General features: G+C 51.0%; 18 protein-coding genes and 1 other annotated feature. Of the genes, 8 read left to right on the top strand and 10 right to left on the bottom strand.

All coding sequences use genetic code 11. The annotated features are described in order from the left end of the window. Positions 1-3 precede the first annotated feature (3 nt). Together LNA76_RS04250 and LNA76_RS04245 are read right to left on the bottom strand one after the other, a co-directional pair. Complete coding sequence (locus LNA76_RS04250) at positions 4-1,431, bottom strand: TssA family type VI secretion system protein (RefSeq protein ID WP_125276771.1); 1,428 nt, start codon at positions 1,429-1,431, stop codon at positions 4-6. Positions 1,432-1,629: 198 nt separating this feature from the next. Beyond that, positions 1,630-1,746 (bottom strand) — a sequence feature (AL1L pseudoknot). A gap of 389 nt (positions 1,747-2,135) precedes the next feature. Continuing rightward, entirely contained in the window at positions 2,136-2,897 is a 762-nt protein-coding gene (locus tag LNA76_RS04245) for an SDR family oxidoreductase (RefSeq protein ID WP_230018035.1), read from the bottom strand. A 223-nt stretch (positions 2,898-3,120) separates the two neighbouring features. On the opposite strand from LNA76_RS04245, the gene LNA76_RS04240 reads away from it, so the two are divergent. After that, the gene (locus LNA76_RS04240) at positions 3,121-3,624 is read left to right on the top strand and encodes a DUF523 domain-containing protein (protein WP_094198355.1); all 504 of its coding nucleotides are present in this window, start codon (positions 3,121-3,123) and stop codon (positions 3,622-3,624) included. An 808-nt stretch (positions 3,625-4,432) separates the two neighbouring features. On the opposite strand, the gene LNA76_RS04235 is transcribed toward LNA76_RS04240, so the two are convergent. The 4 genes from LNA76_RS04235 to LNA76_RS04220 all read right to left on the bottom strand — a co-directional run bounded on the left by LNA76_RS04235 (position 4,433) and on the right by LNA76_RS04220 (position 9,000). Beyond that, complete coding sequence (locus LNA76_RS04235) at positions 4,433-6,544, bottom strand: hypothetical protein (protein ID WP_230018033.1); 2,112 nt, start codon at positions 6,542-6,544, stop codon at positions 4,433-4,435. An 11-nt stretch (positions 6,545-6,555) separates the two neighbouring features. Then, the gene (locus LNA76_RS04230) at positions 6,556-7,005 is read right to left on the bottom strand and encodes an aegerolysin family protein (protein ID WP_230018030.1); all 450 of its coding nucleotides are present in this window, start codon (positions 7,003-7,005) and stop codon (positions 6,556-6,558) included. A 329-nt stretch (positions 7,006-7,334) separates the two neighbouring features. Next, positions 7,335-7,796, bottom strand: coding sequence for a GNAT family N-acetyltransferase (locus LNA76_RS04225; RefSeq protein ID WP_162496891.1), 462 nt, complete (start codon positions 7,794-7,796; stop codon positions 7,335-7,337). A gap of 79 nt (positions 7,797-7,875) precedes the next feature. Beyond that, positions 7,876-9,000 carry a site-specific integrase gene (locus LNA76_RS04220; protein WP_230018027.1) on the bottom strand — a complete coding sequence of 375 codons (1,125 nt, stop codon included), beginning with the start codon at positions 8,998-9,000 and terminating at the stop codon, positions 7,876-7,878. 190 nt (positions 9,001-9,190) lie between these two features. On the opposite strand from LNA76_RS04220, the gene LNA76_RS04215 reads away from it, so the two are divergent. Next, positions 9,191-9,556, top strand: a complete 366-nt coding sequence (locus tag LNA76_RS04215) for an SH3 domain-containing protein (RefSeq protein WP_230018024.1) — start codon at positions 9,191-9,193, stop codon at positions 9,554-9,556. Positions 9,557-9,713: 157 nt separating this feature from the next. Here the strand turns inward: LNA76_RS04215 and LNA76_RS04210 are convergent, their stop codons facing one another. After that, positions 9,714-10,211: a hypothetical protein gene (locus LNA76_RS04210; protein WP_230018022.1), complete on the bottom strand. Its 498-nt coding sequence runs from the start codon at positions 10,209-10,211 to the stop codon at positions 9,714-9,716. Between the two features lie 303 nt (positions 10,212-10,514). Between LNA76_RS04210 and LNA76_RS04205 the strand changes: the two genes are divergently transcribed. The 3 genes from LNA76_RS04205 to LNA76_RS04195 are packed head-to-tail and all read left to right on the top strand — an operon-like array spanning position 10,515 to position 12,265. Then, the gene (locus LNA76_RS04205; protein WP_094196789.1) at positions 10,515-11,084 is read left to right on the top strand and encodes a cytochrome b; all 570 of its coding nucleotides are present in this window, start codon (positions 10,515-10,517) and stop codon (positions 11,082-11,084) included. Then, positions 11,081-11,644 carry a YceI family protein gene (locus LNA76_RS04200; protein WP_094196790.1) on the top strand — a complete coding sequence of 188 codons (564 nt, stop codon included), beginning with the start codon at positions 11,081-11,083 and terminating at the stop codon, positions 11,642-11,644. Before LNA76_RS04205 ends, LNA76_RS04200 begins: the two co-directional genes overlap by 4 nt. 48 nt (positions 11,645-11,692) lie before the next feature. Then, complete coding sequence (locus LNA76_RS04195) at positions 11,693-12,265, top strand: YceI family protein (protein ID WP_230018020.1); 573 nt, start codon at positions 11,693-11,695, stop codon at positions 12,263-12,265. A gap of 31 nt (positions 12,266-12,296) precedes the next feature. On the opposite strand, the gene arsC is transcribed toward LNA76_RS04195, so the two are convergent. Next, positions 12,297-12,641: an arsenate reductase (glutaredoxin) gene (gene arsC, locus LNA76_RS04190; protein ID WP_094196792.1), complete on the bottom strand. Its 345-nt coding sequence runs from the start codon at positions 12,639-12,641 to the stop codon at positions 12,297-12,299. A 122-nt stretch (positions 12,642-12,763) separates the two neighbouring features. On the opposite strand from arsC, the gene LNA76_RS04185 reads away from it, so the two are divergent. From LNA76_RS04185 to LNA76_RS04170, 3 genes are all read left to right on the top strand, one after another. Next, positions 12,764-13,462: a glutathione S-transferase N-terminal domain-containing protein gene (locus tag LNA76_RS04185; protein ID WP_230018019.1), complete on the top strand. Its 699-nt coding sequence runs from the start codon at positions 12,764-12,766 to the stop codon at positions 13,460-13,462. A gap of 10 nt (positions 13,463-13,472) precedes the next feature. After that, positions 13,473-14,264: an RsiV family protein gene (locus tag LNA76_RS04180; RefSeq protein ID WP_094196794.1), complete on the top strand. Its 792-nt coding sequence runs from the start codon at positions 13,473-13,475 to the stop codon at positions 14,262-14,264. A gap of 165 nt (positions 14,265-14,429) precedes the next feature. Next, complete coding sequence (locus LNA76_RS04170) at positions 14,430-15,269, top strand: DUF2789 family protein (protein ID WP_326833642.1); 840 nt, start codon at positions 14,430-14,432, stop codon at positions 15,267-15,269. Positions 15,270-15,437: 168 nt separating this feature from the next. On the opposite strand, the gene LNA76_RS04165 is transcribed toward LNA76_RS04170, so the two are convergent. Together LNA76_RS04165 and LNA76_RS04160 are read right to left on the bottom strand one after the other, a co-directional pair. Next, the gene (locus tag LNA76_RS04165; RefSeq protein WP_230018018.1) at positions 15,438-16,334 is read right to left on the bottom strand and encodes an ankyrin repeat domain-containing protein; all 897 of its coding nucleotides are present in this window, start codon (positions 16,332-16,334) and stop codon (positions 15,438-15,440) included. A 351-nt stretch (positions 16,335-16,685) separates the two neighbouring features. Continuing rightward, entirely contained in the window at positions 16,686-17,456 is a 771-nt protein-coding gene (locus LNA76_RS04160) for a TatD family hydrolase (RefSeq protein WP_108727520.1), read from the bottom strand. Positions 17,457-17,468: the final 12 nt, after the last annotated feature.

Here is a 17,468-nt window from a genome sequence, read left to right as displayed (position 1 = left end):
CTTTCATCGGGCACGCATCAGTTGCTCGCCACCCGTCTTTAACCGCGCCAACGCTCCATCCAACAAGCGTCGCGCAGCTTCGGCCTCGGCTCCAGCCGCCATGACCAAAGAGGTCAGGCCAAACACATCCAATCCCTCACCGTCCAGCGCCGTCTCTTTAGGCGGTTCGGCACGGCCAGCGGCAGGCGTAGGCTCAGTCACCCGCGTCCCGGACGCGGTCAGCCAGGCACGCGTCTGCTCATCGGCAAAGGGACGCCCATCGCTAAAAGCCAAGCGCTCCAGCCCAGGCAAACGCTGCAAGATCGCTTGCGTTTCGATCAGAATCGTTTGCGCACCGGCCTGCCCCTGAGGCAAAGCCTGCGCCGCCTGATAGGACAGGCGATTCAAATCCAGCCAGAAACGCATGCGTCCCAGGCGCGACTCTGCAAAGCGCAAGATCGCCGCCGGGTCCTGGGCTTCGCTCAGGCGCTCCAGCACTGCCAAGTCCGCGACAGGCGGCGGAGCAACGCGCGTCACCCCTTCCTGGGCATGCGGCAAGGTATCCAGAAACAGCCAGGCGCTTTGTCGGTTCAAGCGCAGCAGCCAGGCCGTGGCCAACAGTGCATCGTCCAGAGTCAGCAAAGACTCCTGGATCGTCGCGACGCTTTGCTCTACATAGCGCTCGGCCGCGACCACGTCGCTTAGTGTTGCAGCAGCGATGACAAGGGTCTTGTCACTCGCGGAGTCAGACCCCACCTCAGAGCGCACAGGCTGAGCGACTTCTTTGGCTGCAAGTACCGGGGCGGCCGTCTGGGTCGCTACCGCAGGTTCGTCCTGCGCCGGTTCAGAAAGCGGGAAATCAGGAACACGCGTTTCAGACGAAGTCTGTGTAACAGGTGCCTCGCTCTGGGCGGTCGGCAACAACTCTCCCAGACGCTTGCCTAAACGCCACCACGCCGGCGGTTCATCGTCTTTAGCCTGCCAGAACGCATCCAGCTCATCGCACAGGGCAAGAACCTCGTCGCGTTGCTGCGAATCCAGTCCCTCTGCGTCCCAATCGGGCTCGGACAATACCGCGTCACATTCGTCCAGCAGCCATTGCACTTGATTGCGCCGGCCACGAATGCGTGCTGCAGCCGGACTCATGGCGTCCCAATACACCGTATGCAGATCGCGTATCACCTGTAGTCCAGCAGCCAGACCACGCGTACCGTACTCATGCAACCAGGCTGCGCACAACCACACCCCGGCACTCAGATCCTTGCCTTCTTTATCCAGTACCTGAGTTGCCAGAGAGGCGACCAGCGACCAGTCCAGGGGTGTGGCAGCATGCATGTCCACACGTTTGCCAACTTCAAGCTGAAGCGACGCAAATGTCTCACTATCACGAGGCATCTGCCCATGAGGCTGTGATTGGCTGATTGCTCGTACACCTAGCTGGCTGTCCAACATTACTCCGTGTCCCCCAGACTCCAGTCACCTGTCAAAAAAAGGCGACCTACTATTGATGCACGAAGTATAGAAATGACACGTTTAAAGATCGTTAAAGGCTTCTTGGTACTTATCTAGCATGTAGTACGGCGGAATAAACACTCTATAAACGCTAGCTTGTGTCCATCGGTGTAAGTCAAGCGATCAGCGATAGCCGGACGGAACAATCTGCAAACGCTGACACAGCGGCCCAACTCCTTATGCGTCTCGGTGCCTATCAATACACTGCCGGATTACTTCAGTTGGTGATCGGGCACCGCCCAGACGAAAAAAGTGCTCCCCAGACTCAGAGTCTCGTTCGCTTTGGATCGCTTTGGATCGCTCTCGATTCTCGTGCTCCCGCAGCAGGTGCGCAGCACGCTCGCGCACTTCAAGGCAAAAAACCAAACTATGCAATTTTTAATAATAAATTTGGATTAGTTCGGTCAGAAATGTATTGAGAATCATTGCCATCATTCGATGCCTGTTTTTCCTACCCGCCGCATCTTCATCATGGCCGATCCATATACTCCAAAAAACATGGCTCGCTTATTGAATGGATTGAGCTGGGAGGTGGCACAGGGAGCCCCGTTGACTAGACATCACGTCAAAGCGGATATGACCTTGCCCATGCCAGTGGGCATCACGCAATTTCCCGCTGAGGTGCATGGCTCCGATCCTATGGGCTACTTGCCGCCTGTCGTGTCCAGAAATGCTCCCGTGACAAAGGACGCCTCGGAGCTAGCCAGCCATAAAATTGCACGGGCCACCTCTTCTGCTTGTCCCCCTCGTCCCATTGGAATGCTGTCCTTTAAGCGATCCACACGGTCCGGCTCACCACCGCTGGCGTGCATCTCGGTATAAATATGTCCTGGCCGAACGCAATTGACACGAATCCCTTCTCGGGCAACCTCTTTAGCAAAGCCCGTTGTGAAAGTCTCCAATGCTCCCTTTGACGCGGCGTAATCCACATATTCATTCGGACTGCCAAGCTTGGCCGCTATTGACGAGACATTAACAATGGAGCCTCCCTGCCCACCATGGCAATAAGCCATACGTTTAACCGCCTGTTGGCTACAAAGCATGGGGCCAAGCGTGTTGACGGCAAAAGTGCGTTGCATACGCTCGAAACCGATATTCTCCAGACGGGATTGCTGAAACAGCACACCTGCGTTATTCACCAACACGTCAATCCGTCCAAATCTCTGGTCAACTTGTTCAAAGAGCCCAGTTATCTGCTTGGGATCTGCACAATCCGCCTGGACAGCAAAAGCGTGGCGACCTGCCGCCTCTATTTCAGCGACCACTGCCAAGGCAGCAGATTCGCTTTCAGCATAGCTAAGAATGACGTTATAGCCCTGCACGGCGGCCAGGCGCGCGGTCGCTGCACCTATGCCACGGCTCCCACCGGTAACCACTATGACTGGATAATCTGATGCCAACCCCATTTGTCCCTCTCCAATGTACCGTTTCAAGGCATCATAAGGCGAAAAACCGGGCTCGGGCCAAACGTACTCTGAAACAGTGAGCACTACTTGAGACCAGCACTGAACTCCTGCATGCTGTCGATACAAACCATTGTTATATACCGCCCAGTCTTTCGATCTTCAGGCTGCGCCGCCACATGGCGAACCGCGAGCCTTGTACTACCTAACAGAGCCAACCAACATGATGAAATTCGTTTTAGTGAGTTCATGCCTGCTTGGCAAACCAGTCCGCTATAACGGCACCCACAAACTGGCTGAAAACGAGATTTTGTCGCGCTGGCTAAGTGAAGGCCGCGTCATCTCTGTATGTCCTGAGCTTGCAGGTGGAATGCCGGTACCTCGTCCGCCCGCTGAAATTATTGGAGGCGGCGGCATGCAAGTGCTTTCCGGGCTGGCACGTGTTGTAGACGCTCAAGGAAATGATGTGTCTCGCGCTTTTGTAGCTGGCTCCGTACAAACTTTGCAACAAGCAAAGCTCAAGAATATTCGGGTCGCCATCCTTAAAGAAGACAGTCCGTCCTGTGGTTCCAGCTCTATTTACGATGGTTCCTTTACCGGCATCCGTATCCAGGAACAAGGCGTCACTGCGGCGCTGCTGGAGTCCGAAGGCATTCGCGTCTTTAACGAAAAACAATTTGCGCAGGCCGAGGCCTACTTGTGTGGCTTGGAAAATGAGGATTCGGAGTGAACGAAGCCCCCTTTAGCGACGTATTTCCCTGTTTCGCCAATCAGCCCCTCTTGTTATCCCCTATCCTGCAAGAGCCACACATTTGCCTACACCTGAAGATCTCCCAGCGTCTCTCAAAGTGATAGCCCTGTGGGCCACCATGATAATTGCTCCATACCTAGCGCACAAAATCGTCTGAGGAACAGTATTTTCAAGAGACGCACGACAAGCTTGCCAAGCTTGACGGTATCGACATCGAACTCCTGCGTGCGGGCGCTTCGATGTAAAGACAAGCGGCTGTCCATACTTTCATAACGTGTAAAAGTCAGAGCAAGTTCAACCTGTCTGCCTCAAGGTGCCAAGGACAAAACCGGCTTGGTTTATTATTAATAAATGCAAAAAACACGACAAGCACAGATATATCTTCCAAGTTAATCCGGTTAACTAACCACGGCAGCTAACTAAAACTATTGAGTCCTTATAATCATCTAGTAAAAAGACCATTTTCAACATATCAGCATGCATATTAATGCCTTTTTGCTTATAGAAAACACTCACGCCTAGCAGGCGCTAATTTTCACCCATCTGAAATAGGCCCTTTTTAGCTGAAACGGAAACGCAATCCTATCTCTGTACAAAGTGTGGCATTGCATGTATTGCTGCTTCTGTCACTCTCAACGTCCGGCTAAAATTAAACCCATATGTTTTTGAACTGTTTTAAATTTTGCTAAGGCTGAAAACTTAAAACCTCTCCATGCCATCTTAGGCCTGGAGAGGTTTTCTTTAAAATTTGTTAAAAAAATATTTTTTCCCGCCAATTTTGGCCTACTTATCCAAATATGTTGTTTATTTTTTCAACCATTCCAATATAACTGGTATTTATCTTACGTAAAGCATATGGAACCTTGTAATCCCAATCCTTAGACCACGAATCACTGCTTAATGTGCAGATATTGAGACTACCAAGCTCTTGCTCCAAAGCTGCAAACTGGTCTTGCAGAGATTGGCTAGAGGCAAGACTTCGACCCTGGCTTTGCCCACGCCACTCAATGCCCTTAGCGGCAGAGTATGGAATAGGTATTAACTGAAGATCATCTTTAAACAACACCCCTTTCTCTTTGTTTGCTTTTAACTTCAGCGCACTTCCCCCATCTTTTGTGAATATCATTTTTTCGGGCAAAGCTTTTCTCAAAAGCATTAAAGAAGGGCCGAATGCATAAATATCACCATTTGTGTCGATGAACGGGAGCATCTTTATAAAAGTGCTGAAAGCTGTGGGATTATTACTTCCATAGCTGCAATAGCCTGCTTTATAGGTAATCTCTGGAGCAGGTATAGGACGGATATCGATAATTTCACTGCTTACTGACTTGTCACCAAGCAGCAGTCCTAAACCGAGCTCTGCATTTCGCAAAAACTCAAGCTGGTTCCATATTGTGTAAATTTTTTTGGCTTCATCACTTAAAGAATCAAATGCTATTTCTATAGCATCTTCCCGATCCAGATTGTCGCTTAACTTTATCTGGGCAATCTTGAAAGAATCTGCCACTTGGGATGCAGATTTAAGATGGAAAAAATCCAATTTAATATTACACGCATTAAATGTATTATAAATAGTATTTAACGTAGAAAAATCTTGCATCATGCAGCGAATCTTTAAGATATACTCTGCCACTTCATCATTGCTGATTTCATTCATATATCCCATCGACATCCATGGGAAAATATCAGACCAGTTTGCTATCCATGCCCCTAAAACCGCGTAATCAGAATTTGATTTTAAAACACCTTCTTTAGCCCCTACAAATAATGCCTTAGGTATTTTTCTTGAAATACGCGCCTCAGACAAAACATCCAATGAGTTTTCTTGAACTTTATTGGCTAAATCAACCAGGCCATCAATATTATTCTTGTCTCTAACCATTGATTTAAATTGGTCAAGACTCAGGTCTGGATCTGCTTTTTTTGCCTCCTCGTATCCTGAGGCTATAGAAAACTCTTCGGAGTCTCCAAGCTTCTTAATTGATTCTAATTTTTCCTCTATCTGCGGATCTTTTTCAGGTTTTAAAAACTCGGGTATCTCAGGAGGACGGCTTACCGAACTTTGCATTGGAGCTTTATCTAGCAAGCTGATCTCTGATATCTCAGAAAAGGATTTATTAGCAACCACATCAAACCATGAATTCACCTGATTTTCAACGCAACCACCACTAGCTAGGGCTTTACAAGAAACATTGACCTCGGAATCCTGATTTTTTTGAGCACCGTTATAAGTTTGCTCTATAGATACTGAGGTTCCTATTCCCGAATAGCTAAATGCAGCAGTTTCACCGTATTTCCAACTATTTTCCGCCTTCCTGCTAGTCATTTCTGTTGAAACGGAGCCCATTCCACCCCAGATAGCTCCAACGACTAATCCGTCACCATATGAAGAGATGAAATTCTGCAATGATTTCACCCATTCCTTCATTAACTCTTCTTTTTCTTTTTGTGAACCAAGGTGATCACGAACAGCGATAAACCTGTCCAGTACATTCAACGCCTTATGCTTAGGTCCTGCACTTAAGGAATTTAAAACATCTTCTACTAACAAATTATCAAAATCGATATATTCTATGCCCGATATCATAGAAACATTATAAGAAACTTTTATCGATTTACTCTCTGAGGCAGTGGCGTTACTTACAAACACAGAAACTGCAGATGTAAATTTAGCGATACCTGACGCGCCATATGCTCCGGAAAAACCGATGGTTCCCTCATTCAGGGAATCCGTATAAACATATTGACTCTTACCACTCATACTCATTTCAACTTCTTTCTGAGTGATCATCTTTGTAATGGGTTGATTCAATATCGATGGTGAAAAATCATTTCCAAGAACGGTAGACCCTACAGTAATCCCCAATAGCGGATTTATAGATTTAGATTCTATGGCCATGATTTTCACCATTAGTATTTTTTAACGACAGTAATAAAAATATTTCCTGATGCACCACTCGTACTGCCGCCACCTTTTTTATTAACTGCGTATTTTTCTTTATCTTTTACATCTAGCCTATCGCTATTTGACCCACTCCACGGGCAATCCCAATAATATTTAAATACTTCCGTATCGCCATCATAAAGCGAAAATCTTCCTTCAGTACCGGATGACGCATTTTCTCGTCCGCAGGAAGCTATTGTGTAGGAATCCTCATCTTTGATGATTGTTCCGTTTATCTGACTAGCGTAGATTTCTTTGTTCTTATTCCCAGGCTCATGAAATTTTCCCCAATCCAGATGAGCGCCTTTAATCTCAAAATCACCGTTAACGACAAACACCGTGATTTCTATCCACTGAGCATAGGCTCTAAGTGTTTTTTCTTCATCTGAAAAATCTTTATCTGTTTTGCTATTCATATCCAACTCCTCAGCCTGTTAATTACATTGCCCCTAACTATTTTGGGCCTGGATTACGAAAGCAAAGAGTATCAGACAGGTCAAACAAACTCAAATAACAAATTAATTTTAAAAATTATTATTTTAAATAAGGAGGCCTTCTATCTGGCCGCTAATAAAAATATTTTTATAATTCCCCGCCTAATTGTTTTATTATTTTCTATATGTTTTTTTAATTAGGCGGCCAGAACAATCACGGACTTCTTGAATAACAAGTGACAAAATAGCTCTGGTATCTCAAAAACAAGAACTCGATGAAACGCAGTGTTTATTTTTCAAAAGAAACCATCTTACAGAGTCAGCTTGAAACCCTTATGGCTAGCCGTAAAGCCTAACTGCTCATAAAACCGATGGGCGTCGGTTCGTGCCCTATCCGAGGTCAATTGAACAATGCGACATTGGCGTTGACGGCATTGTTCGACCGCCCACTGAATCATCAAACGCCCCAATCCCGAGCCACGGGCCGAGCTGGCGATACGGACGGATTCGATTTCCCCGCGCCAGGCACCTTGGTGGGACAGGCCAGGCATATAGGTGATCTGCAGGGTCCCTACAACAGCACCATTGAGCTCTACAACGGCTAAATACTGGTTAGGATCCGCTTCTATCGCTGCAAAGGCCTCCAAATAAGATTGAGCCAGGGGCAGACTGGTATTTTCACGCTGTTGACCCAGAATATCGTCAGCCAACATGGCCACAATCGCTTCCAGATCTGCTTCTACCGCAGGACGAAAAACAGGTGTAGACGTCAACTCGCACTCCTTATCAAAAAATAGACAAAACAGATGTGGAATTATGCCTGCTGGAGCTGCCTAATCTGTAGCTAGCCCTTCATTCTGACTGCATATTCTCTGTCGTGGCAGGATTGTCAGGAACCTTCTGCGCATCCAGCCACGCCAACCAGGAAGCTTGCAGACGCCAGGCACTGGCAGCACCGGGGGCGTAGCCCATGATTTCCTCGATTTCAGGTAGAGAGAAACCGCGTTCAATCAAACCCGCGGCAAAGGTATTGCGCAGTCGCTGTGGCGTCATTAACAGATCCATCTGCTTGATACCCCATTTACTGACAATACGGGCGAGCGTCGCGGGATTCATCTGTGCCTGAGGACGAGCGGCACTGATCTGGCGACTACCCGGAAAGACACGGCTGTCTTTCGTCCAGACTAAAGCGTCTTGGGCTGCGCTAAAGATTAACCAACTGCGCAAAATGCCTTCACACCAGACGGGCACAAACACGTCCCGTTTTGCCGCGCCTGTAAGCTTGAGCAAGATAGTGCCAGCCCGCCAAAGGGCAGTTTGCTCGTCATCAACGTCATGTGTTTCTGCGGGTTCTGCAGCGCGTCGAACAGCGCCTATCGCGCTAGGGTGCAACTGCCCTAACTCGACCGGGCGCAAGCCGGTACCCAGCATCACGGCCACAATCGTCATATCCCGGTATTCACGCCAACGGGCGGCGATGGTCATATCGCTGGCTAGCTCCAATACGCGCCACCGATTTTGCAGTGCCTTGATGGTGGCAACGCATTGATCGACAGAGAGAAATTGGGTGGCCTGGTTGTCGGGGGCTTGGCGCCAGCTTTCCTTGAAGGGGTCATTAATAGCGGGGGCTAGGGCTGGGTTTTCCGAGCGGCCATCCTGACGGCAAAGCTCTTCGTAAGCGCGGGCGATGACTTGTTGATAGCGCTCGCGTTGTGGTCGGCGCACATCGTCCAGATTGCTCAAAAAGTCCCGGATATCCACGGGTTTGATCTGGGTGTACTGTTTTTTGTGATCTTGCAAGGCATGCAAGAAGCGCCGCCACAAGGTGCGATAAACTCGCTGCGTACTGGGTGCCATGGGTGGGCGTTGATGTTGCAACCAAGTATCAAACAAGGCTTCCGCCGAGATGTCTGCGGCCTGCAAGCCCAAAATGGGCAGGTCAATCTGCCCTTCTTCTCGTGTAGACCGTTTTTTCATCGGGTACTCGTTATTTCCGTTAATTGCATTTTATTGTCTATCAGCGACAAGGGAATGACAAGAGGTCCAAGAACCCTAAAGCGAAACAAATAAGGACGAAGCAAGAGAAACGGTAGAACGCGCAGCAAAAAATCTGTACGTTTATACAGTATAATACAGGATCCTGACAAACTTTACGAACCACGCCACGATGCAATACTTGGTCACCACCCCCCATCGCTCTGAATATCCGAACCCCTTGGTCCTGAAACAAGGCGATTTTCTGAAGGTCGGAGAACGGTATCAAGGCCCGGAAAACTGGGATAACTGGATTTACTGCTCTACCGATGAACACGCCGGGGGATGGGTGCCTGAACAAATTATTGAGCGCCTGCCAGACCCTGGAGCAGGTCGTGCACTGCAAGACTACAGCGCGCTGGAAATGAATGTAGATAAGGGTGACCTTGTTCAAGGAGAAAAAATCCTGAATGGCTGGTGCTGGTGCCTGCGCCCCCAGGATGACGCTCTGGGCTGGGTACCTCTTAGCCACCTCTCGCCCCTACCTACTGACAACTGATCTCTTGCAGCACGGCTGGCCGCAACAACGGCCCTGACGCCCGATAAGCCCTCTGCCTCAATCACAAGGCAGAGGGTATTGAATCAGGGCATATTGTCACGCGCAGATCGTTTGCCCCTAGCCGTTCAAACATGCAATGTGAAACTATTAGGCTGGACTATCTATACAAATTCTGATGAACCCAGCCCTTATTGGTCAGGATCATTCTTGCCTGCCCTTGTACTTGCTGAGCCGTCAAAGCACGCAGATCCTCATAGGTATCCAGAACCGCACTATCTTTGATCCAACCCGCAGCGTCAGCCAGGTGATACACATAGTTCACCTGACTGACAGTAAACCCACCTGCACTGGCCGGCTCGGTGAAATCACTGATGCGGTCCAAAACCAGGCGGCCTGTACAAAAAGCGTCACGCTCGCCTTGGGACTGTTCAGCATTGGAGCGACGCAAATAGGTATCCGCATTGGCATCCAGCTCGTAACGCGGTGCGTCCTCTTTCCCAACCTGACGCAACAAACCCACCTTGGCCAACGCGGCCAGACGAGCCCGATCTTCTACGATCAAAGGGGAGTCATGCTCGGCCTGATAGGGATAGACACGTCCAGGGACACCAACACACAAGCCGTCTCGCGTATCCAGATAACGCTGGATCGCCATACTGAAATTTTCCTCATTGGCCTTTTTCGAATCCTGGCACCCTGCCAACAACCCGGCTACCACGACGACCAACGCTGTTTTCCACATAACCACTTTCCTTGCTTGCGTGCTCAAAGAACGAGTGTAGCCCGCCCCCGCCCTGCCCTAAAAGCCTTGTCACACGCTGACAAGAAAATACTCCGATAGCCGCTTCACAAGATCGATACCCCTCAATATTGCATTACTGCGTTGCAAAATCTGGCCTTTTACCTTGCTGACAAACAGGGTAAAGTCTCTGGGCTTCGTAAATGAAAGGCATTATCAATGAGCATTACCCCCGTTCCAGGTGCCCTCCCGCGCTATACCCTCGTAGCACGTACTTTGCACTGGTTGATGGCCCTGGCCCTGACTGCACTGGTGACCGTGGGCTACGTCATGAAAACCTTGCCCCTGTCACCTCTGAAACTGCAAGTCTACTCCTGGCACAAATGGGCGGGCATTTCCCTACTGGTGCTGGTGATCCTGCGCCTGCTCTGGCGTTTGTTGAACCGCCCCCCTGCTCTGCCCGCTGGCATGTCGTCTTTCAGTCGGGCTCTGGCCCACTGTGGTCATGCTGCTTTGTACCTGCTGATGATTGGCATTCCTCTGACGGGCTGGTTGATGAGTTCGGCCAAAGGTTTCCAGACGGTGTGGTTTGGCGTGATCCCCCTGCCCGATCTGGTGTCCAAAGATAAACCTTTGGGCGAGTTGCTGGTCCAAGTCCACATCTTTTTGAATTACGCCCTGATTGCCATGGTCAGCCTGCACATTCTGGCGGCTTTAAAGCATCAGTTCATAGACCGTGACGGCTTGCTAGGCCGCATCACCTTTACTTTAGGTAAAGCCAAATCATGAAAAAATCTGTCTTCGTGCCTCTGCTGATCGGCGCCTTGGGCCTGAGCGCCAGCCTGTCGGCCAATGCCAAGAACTACCAGGCCCTGGACACCCAAAATAGCGAAATCGGCTTTCAGTATTCCCAAATGGGCGTGAAGCTGGACGGCCAGTTCCGCCAATTTGAGGGCGAACTGAATTTCAACCCCGACGCCCTGGATCAATCCAAGGTCGTACTGAAAGTCGCACTGGATAGCGTTGACACCGGCTCCGAAGAAGCCGATGACGAATTACAGGACGTGCGCTGGTTCGATATTGATGCACATCCCCAGGCCGTTTTCAGCTCCAAAAGTTTCCGCGCCGTCAGCGCCCAGCACTATGAAGTGCAAGGCATCCTGCAAATCAAAGGCCGTGAACAGCCCATCACCGTGATGGCGACCATGACCCCCGAAGGTGACAAAGCCACTTTCAGCGGCGCCTTTGACATCAAGCGTGGCGATTTTTCTATCGGTGAGGGTTCCTGGTCCAGCTATGACATCGTGGCCAACGAGATCACCGTCAACTTCAAGATTGATGCGAAATAAGCAGACGCATCAACGTCTCCTCCCCGTATAAACAAGGATTGCACCCTTATGATCAAGCCCGTGATTGCCCTGTCAGCTAGTTTTCTATTGGCTTTTGCCGCTCAGGCCGCGCCGGTCACTTATCAGGTTGAACCCAGCCACACCTTCGTCCACTTCAGTTACAAGCATTTGGGCTTGAGCACCCAAAGCCAGCGATTTAACAAGTCACAAGGTACCGTCACCCTGGACCAGGAAGCCAAAACCGGCAGCATTGACATGAAAGTCGATACCCGTTCGGTCAGCACTGGCTTTGCCCTGTTCGACGAACACATCCAGGGCAAGGATTACTTTGATACCGCGCAGTTCCCCGAGGCCACCTTCGTGTCCAAGGACATTCAGTTCGACGGGGACAAGCCCGTATCTGCTCAAGGCGATCTGACCATCAAGGGGATTACCAAGCCCGTGACCATGACCATTGAGTCCTTCCTGACGATGCCCCAACACCCGATGTTGAAAAAGCCCGCTCTGGGCGCGGACGGCAAGATCACGGTCAAGCGCAGCGACTTTGGCATGCCGGCCAATGTGCCCCACGTGGGCGACGTGGTCACCATTCGTATTGCACTGGAAGCCATCGCCCCCTAACCCAGACTTGCCCATCAGCATGGAAATCTGATTACAGAATTTCCTGCACCACTTCCAAGGGACGCGCCAGACGCGTCCCTTTTGCTGTGACCACGATAGGACGGTTCAACAAGATAGGATTGGCTTCGATGGCTGCCAGCAAGTCCTCATCGCTTAGATCAGGATTGCCCAGATTCAGCTCGCTGTAAATGGCTTCTTTGCTACGCATAGCCTCACGCACCGTCAAGCCTGCAGCCGCAATCAGCGCCTTGAGTTCGCTACGTGTCAAAGGAGTTTTCAGGTACTCGATAATCTCCGGTTCCAGACCTTTTTCACGCATCAGGGCCAAGGCATTACGCGAAGTGCTGCAGCGCGGATTATGATAGATTTTGCTCATGACAGTCTTTGACTTCCTATAAACCGTATTCAGGCGAACAATAGTAGCCCAGCGCCGCCGGATACGTCATCTGGGTAGCTTGCCGCAGCCAGGCCAGCGTCTGCATTTCGCCAGGAGAACACATGATCGACCTGTATTACTGGACTACTCCCAACGGACATAAAGTCACCCTGTTTCTGGAAGAGTCCGGTCTGCCTTACACCATCCACCCCATCAATATTGGCCAGGGCAATCAATTCAAACCCGAATTTCTGCGTATCGCTCCCAATAACCGTATTCCCGCCATTGTTGACCAGGCCCCGCAAGACGGCGGCGAGCCTATCGCCCTGTTCGAGTCCGGCGCCATTCTGCAATACCTGGCAGAAAAAACCGGCCAGTTCCTGTCTGCCGACTTGCGAGTCCGCACCGAAACCTTGCAGTGGCTGTACTGGCAAATGGGGGGACTAGGCCCCATGGCAGGTCAAAACCACCACTTCAATGTTTATGCCCCTGTCAAAATCGAGTACGCCATTGACCGCTATGTCCGTGAGACCGGCCGCCTCTACGGTGTGTTGAACAAACATCTGGCACAGCGCGACTTTATCGCCGGAGACTACTCCATTGCCGATATGGCCAGTTATCCCTGGATTGTCTCCCACCAGCGCCAAAGCCAGAACCTGGACGACTTCCCAAATGTGAAACGGTGGTTTGAGCGTATTGGCGAGCGCCCCGCGACCCGCCGAGCCTACGCCTTGACTGAGCAGATCAACCCCGGTTCGCCTGCATATGCCCCCAAGGCACACCAAATCCTCTTTGGCCAAGATTCCAACACTATCCGATAGGACTGATTCCATGACCTTACAGCGCCCCTCTCAGCTGCTGCTTATTGGCCTGACAGCCATGGCTCTGTCTGCGTGTTCCAGCACGCCCAGCAACATCTCCCTGATTCCGACACAAACCCAGGATCAGACTGAAAAGGACGGGGTCTTTACCCAGCCTCTGGATTACAAACATGTCAAACCAGGCTGTACGGGTGAATGCCCACGTCTGGAAGTCAAGTCCCTGATTTTCCCCGGCAATTCCGAGCTGACCAAGCTGGTCGATGAAAGCCTGGCCAACATGACAGTCATTACAGACCGTCATCCCGGTTACCGTGGCTTGAAGGAGTTCGAGAACTACTACTGGGTGACGGCCAATAATCGTGACGAAGTGCACTTATCTGCTCGTACCCGCTATCGCAACCGTGATCTCACCGTGATAGAGCTCAGTTCGGGTATTTATATGACGGGTGCCGCCCACGGCATTACCGCCACCCAGTTCATCAATTGGGACAATCGTCTGAAAGTCGCTTTGCCGGTGGAGCGCATTATTGCTCCCGGCAAGATCAAACCCTTCCAGGAACTGGTTCGCCAAGCCCACAACAACTGGGTTTCCAACCTGAGCGAAGCACGTGAAGACCGCGCTGGCTGGGACAGAATGTGGCCCTTCCAGCCTGCCCAAACAATCGCACTGACCGATCAGGGCTTGCTGGTGAAATACAACCCTTACGAGATCGCTCCCTACTCCTTCGGTCAGCCCGAGTTCCTGCTGCCTTACTCGGAGCTGCGAGGCATCCTGCGTCCGGCCTACCTACCGGCCAATTAAGCATTTGGGTCACATAACGCACACAGGCAGCGCATTTCCGACTGCCTGTTCATAAACACAGTGTGCTCATATGCTATGTCAGGCCCGGCGTCTTTAGTCATACCCAGTCGGCCCCCCCCGCTCTTAGCGTCCGATCATCCCTCTCTTGCAGGCGCCCATACCATCATGTCTGATAACTTGTTCCGCTTTCACGACCTGTTTGCTCAACTGGGTCTGCCCAACACTCCCGAGGCGATTGCCAGTTTTCTGGAAAAACACCGCCCCTTGCCCAATGACATCCTGCTGGCCGACGCTCCCTTCTGGAACAAGTCTCAGGCCGAGTTCATTCGGGAGAAACGATTGCTGGACTCTCCCGAATGGATCCAGATCATTGACCAGTTAAGCGAAGCCCTGCGTCAAACAACTGGTGTGCTGAACCTGTCAGGCCCTTGCCGCGTTCTGGCCCTGTCAGGCAGTCTACGTCAACGCTCCTTCAACACCGCCCTGGCACATGCCGCTCAAGCCCTGGCCCCGCAAGGGATGAGCATCGATGTGGCTACCCTGCACGGTATTCCCTTGTATGACGGTGATATCGAGAGCAAGGACGGCATTCCAGACGCCGTGCTGAGCTTGAAGGAAAAGATCCTGAGCGCCGATGCCCTGCTGCTGGTCACCCCGGAATACAACAACGGCGTCCCCGGTGTGTTCAAAAACGGGATCGACTGGTTGTCCCGTACGGATATGAAAACTATCTTTTCGGGCCGCATTACGGGACTGATCGGTGCCTCCATGGGTGGCTTTGGCACGATCTCTTCCCAGACAGCCTGGTTGCCTACCCTGAAAATGCTGGGCGTGTCCCTGTATAGCGGCAGCTCTTTACTGGTGTCTCGTGCGCAGAACTCCTTTGATGCGGAAGGCAAGCTGCAAGATGAGACTATCCAGAAAATGCTGAGCAGCTACCTCCAGGGCTTCCAGACCTTTGTGCATGCTTCGCAGATGGCCAAGGCGCAAGAAAGAAAAAACTAATTAAGCAGCAACAGCTCAAAAAGCTTATAGGACTTTGCCTATAGGGCCGCTAAAACCTGAGCCGATAAGTGGGGTCATGTCGTAGGAAGCCCGTATCACTACACACCCTCAGAATCGCTGCAACAAAAAAGGAGCCTTGAAGGCTCCTTTTTCCATCCTGTCCCTGGCTTAAGGCTGAACCGGCTTTTCAAAACGGTCCAGGTCAAAATACCGACTGCTACTGTCCGACGAAGCGGGCTTGGAGCTTGAGCTATCCGCTGCAGGAGCGGGTTCTGGTTCTACCGTCACGGTTTGCACCCGGTTCAGATCAGGCTGCTCTACCCGCTCAGGCACACCATAGGTCTGTACCACGCCACCCGAATACGTCCCCGCTGCAGCCGGTGCTGCAGCCGCTTTGCGTGCAACGGCCTGATCCAGATAGCTGGCCAACTGCTCATGGTTTGCCGAACGTGCCCAATCTGCCGGACTCAAGCCTTGAGCATTTTGCATGCTCGGGTCCGCACCCGCTGCCAAGAGCATATCGACGACTGCCCGTTTGCCTGACAAAGCCGCCATCATCAAAGGACTGGTTCCGTCGGGCGCAGGTGCGTTCACAATCGCTTTTTGAGACAGCAGGTAGCGCACGGTGTCTTCATGCCCTTTAGAGGCAGCGTAGTGCAAAGGCGACCAGCCCACCCGATTCACTTGCCCACCCCGCGCCTGCAGATCACGCAAACGAGCGGTTTCCCCCATCAGGGCCAGATACATCATGGGAGTTTCGCGGGCCTCGTTCTCGATGTTCACATTGGTTTGGCGATTGGCCAGCAAGGTGTCCACCACTTTCCAGGACTTGTTGCGGATCGCCAGCATCAAAGAAGGATTACCCTTGGCATCCAGCGCATTGGGATTCGCTCCCTTAATGAACTCCTGCTCGATGATATTCGGGCGATCATTTTCCAGCGCCAAGTACCAGTTTCGGCTTTCCAGCTCCGGCTCCTGCGCCGACACGGGGGCTGACAGCAGAAAGGCCAAAGGAAGCACCATGGAAAGGATGGTTTTATCGAGTATTTTTCTTTTATAAATCATCTTATTAAATCCTTTTCATAAAGTGCTTTATTAATTTATGAAAGTACAGAGGGGGGGGTTGCTTAACGCCGCATTTTTTTATGCTCAGGGGGACTTCAAGAGCCCACAAAACAGTTTAAGAAACACAGCTAAGCTATTGATTATCAATAAAAAACATCATTTCATATCCATTTCCCGCCAAACCAAAAAAGGGGAGAAAATTATGAAAACTTCTATTTTTATATTTAAAATCAATAGATTAAACAGCAATCCTAAAGCATCAGATTAACTTCAATGCATGTCTCAGCAAGACCGTGAACCTTGAGCTAAACCACGACTACGGCCTCAAAAAGACCTCTAAACAAGATTAAATTAAAGCTGTACCTTACTGAATAATTTGAAAAAATTCTCCGTGCTGGCCTCTTCCACTTCCTTGACCGAGATCCCGCGCAGCTCCGCGATCTTCTCGGCCACATGAATGACCAGGGACGGATTGTTCGTTTTGCCTCGATATGGCACAGGAGCCAGAAACGGCGAGTCCGTTTCGATCAGCAAACGATCCAGCGGCACTCGTTGTGCCACATCTTGCAGTTGGGTGGCGTTCTTGAAGGTCACAATCCCGGAAAAAGAAATGTAGAAATTCAAATCCAAAGCCGCTTGTGCCACTTCCCAGGTCTCAGTAAAACAGTGCATCACGCCCCCGGCAATCTGTGCCTGCTCTTCGCGCATGATGGCAATGGTGTCCTCACTGGCCGAACGGGTATGAATGATCAAGGGCAGCCCCGATTCGCGGCTGGCACGGATATGGGTGCGGAAACGCTCACGTTGCCAATCCAAGGGTTCCTGCAAGCGGTAATAGTCCAGACCCGTCTCGCCAATCGCCACTACCTTGGGATCTTGGGCATGCCGGATCAGCTCCTGGACGGTAGGCTCAGTGACTTTCTCGTAATCCGGATGCACGCCGACCGAAGCAAACAGATGGCCGTGAGGACGCACCAGGTCCATCAAACCGGGCCAATCGTCCATATCCACGCTGACCACCAGCGCACAGCCCACCTGGTTCTGGCGCATCCTGTCCAGGATGTCGTCCAGATTTTCAGCAAGTTCAGGGAAATTAAGATGGCAATGCGAATCAACAAACATGGTTAGACGGTA

The sequence above is a fragment of the Alcaligenes sp. MMA genome, from assembly GCF_020907215.1.
Lineage (GTDB): Bacteria > Pseudomonadota > Gammaproteobacteria > Burkholderiales > Burkholderiaceae_B > Alcaligenes > Alcaligenes aquatilis.
Note: the sequence above shows the minus strand (reverse complement) of the source record. Positions and strands in the feature narration are given on the sequence as shown.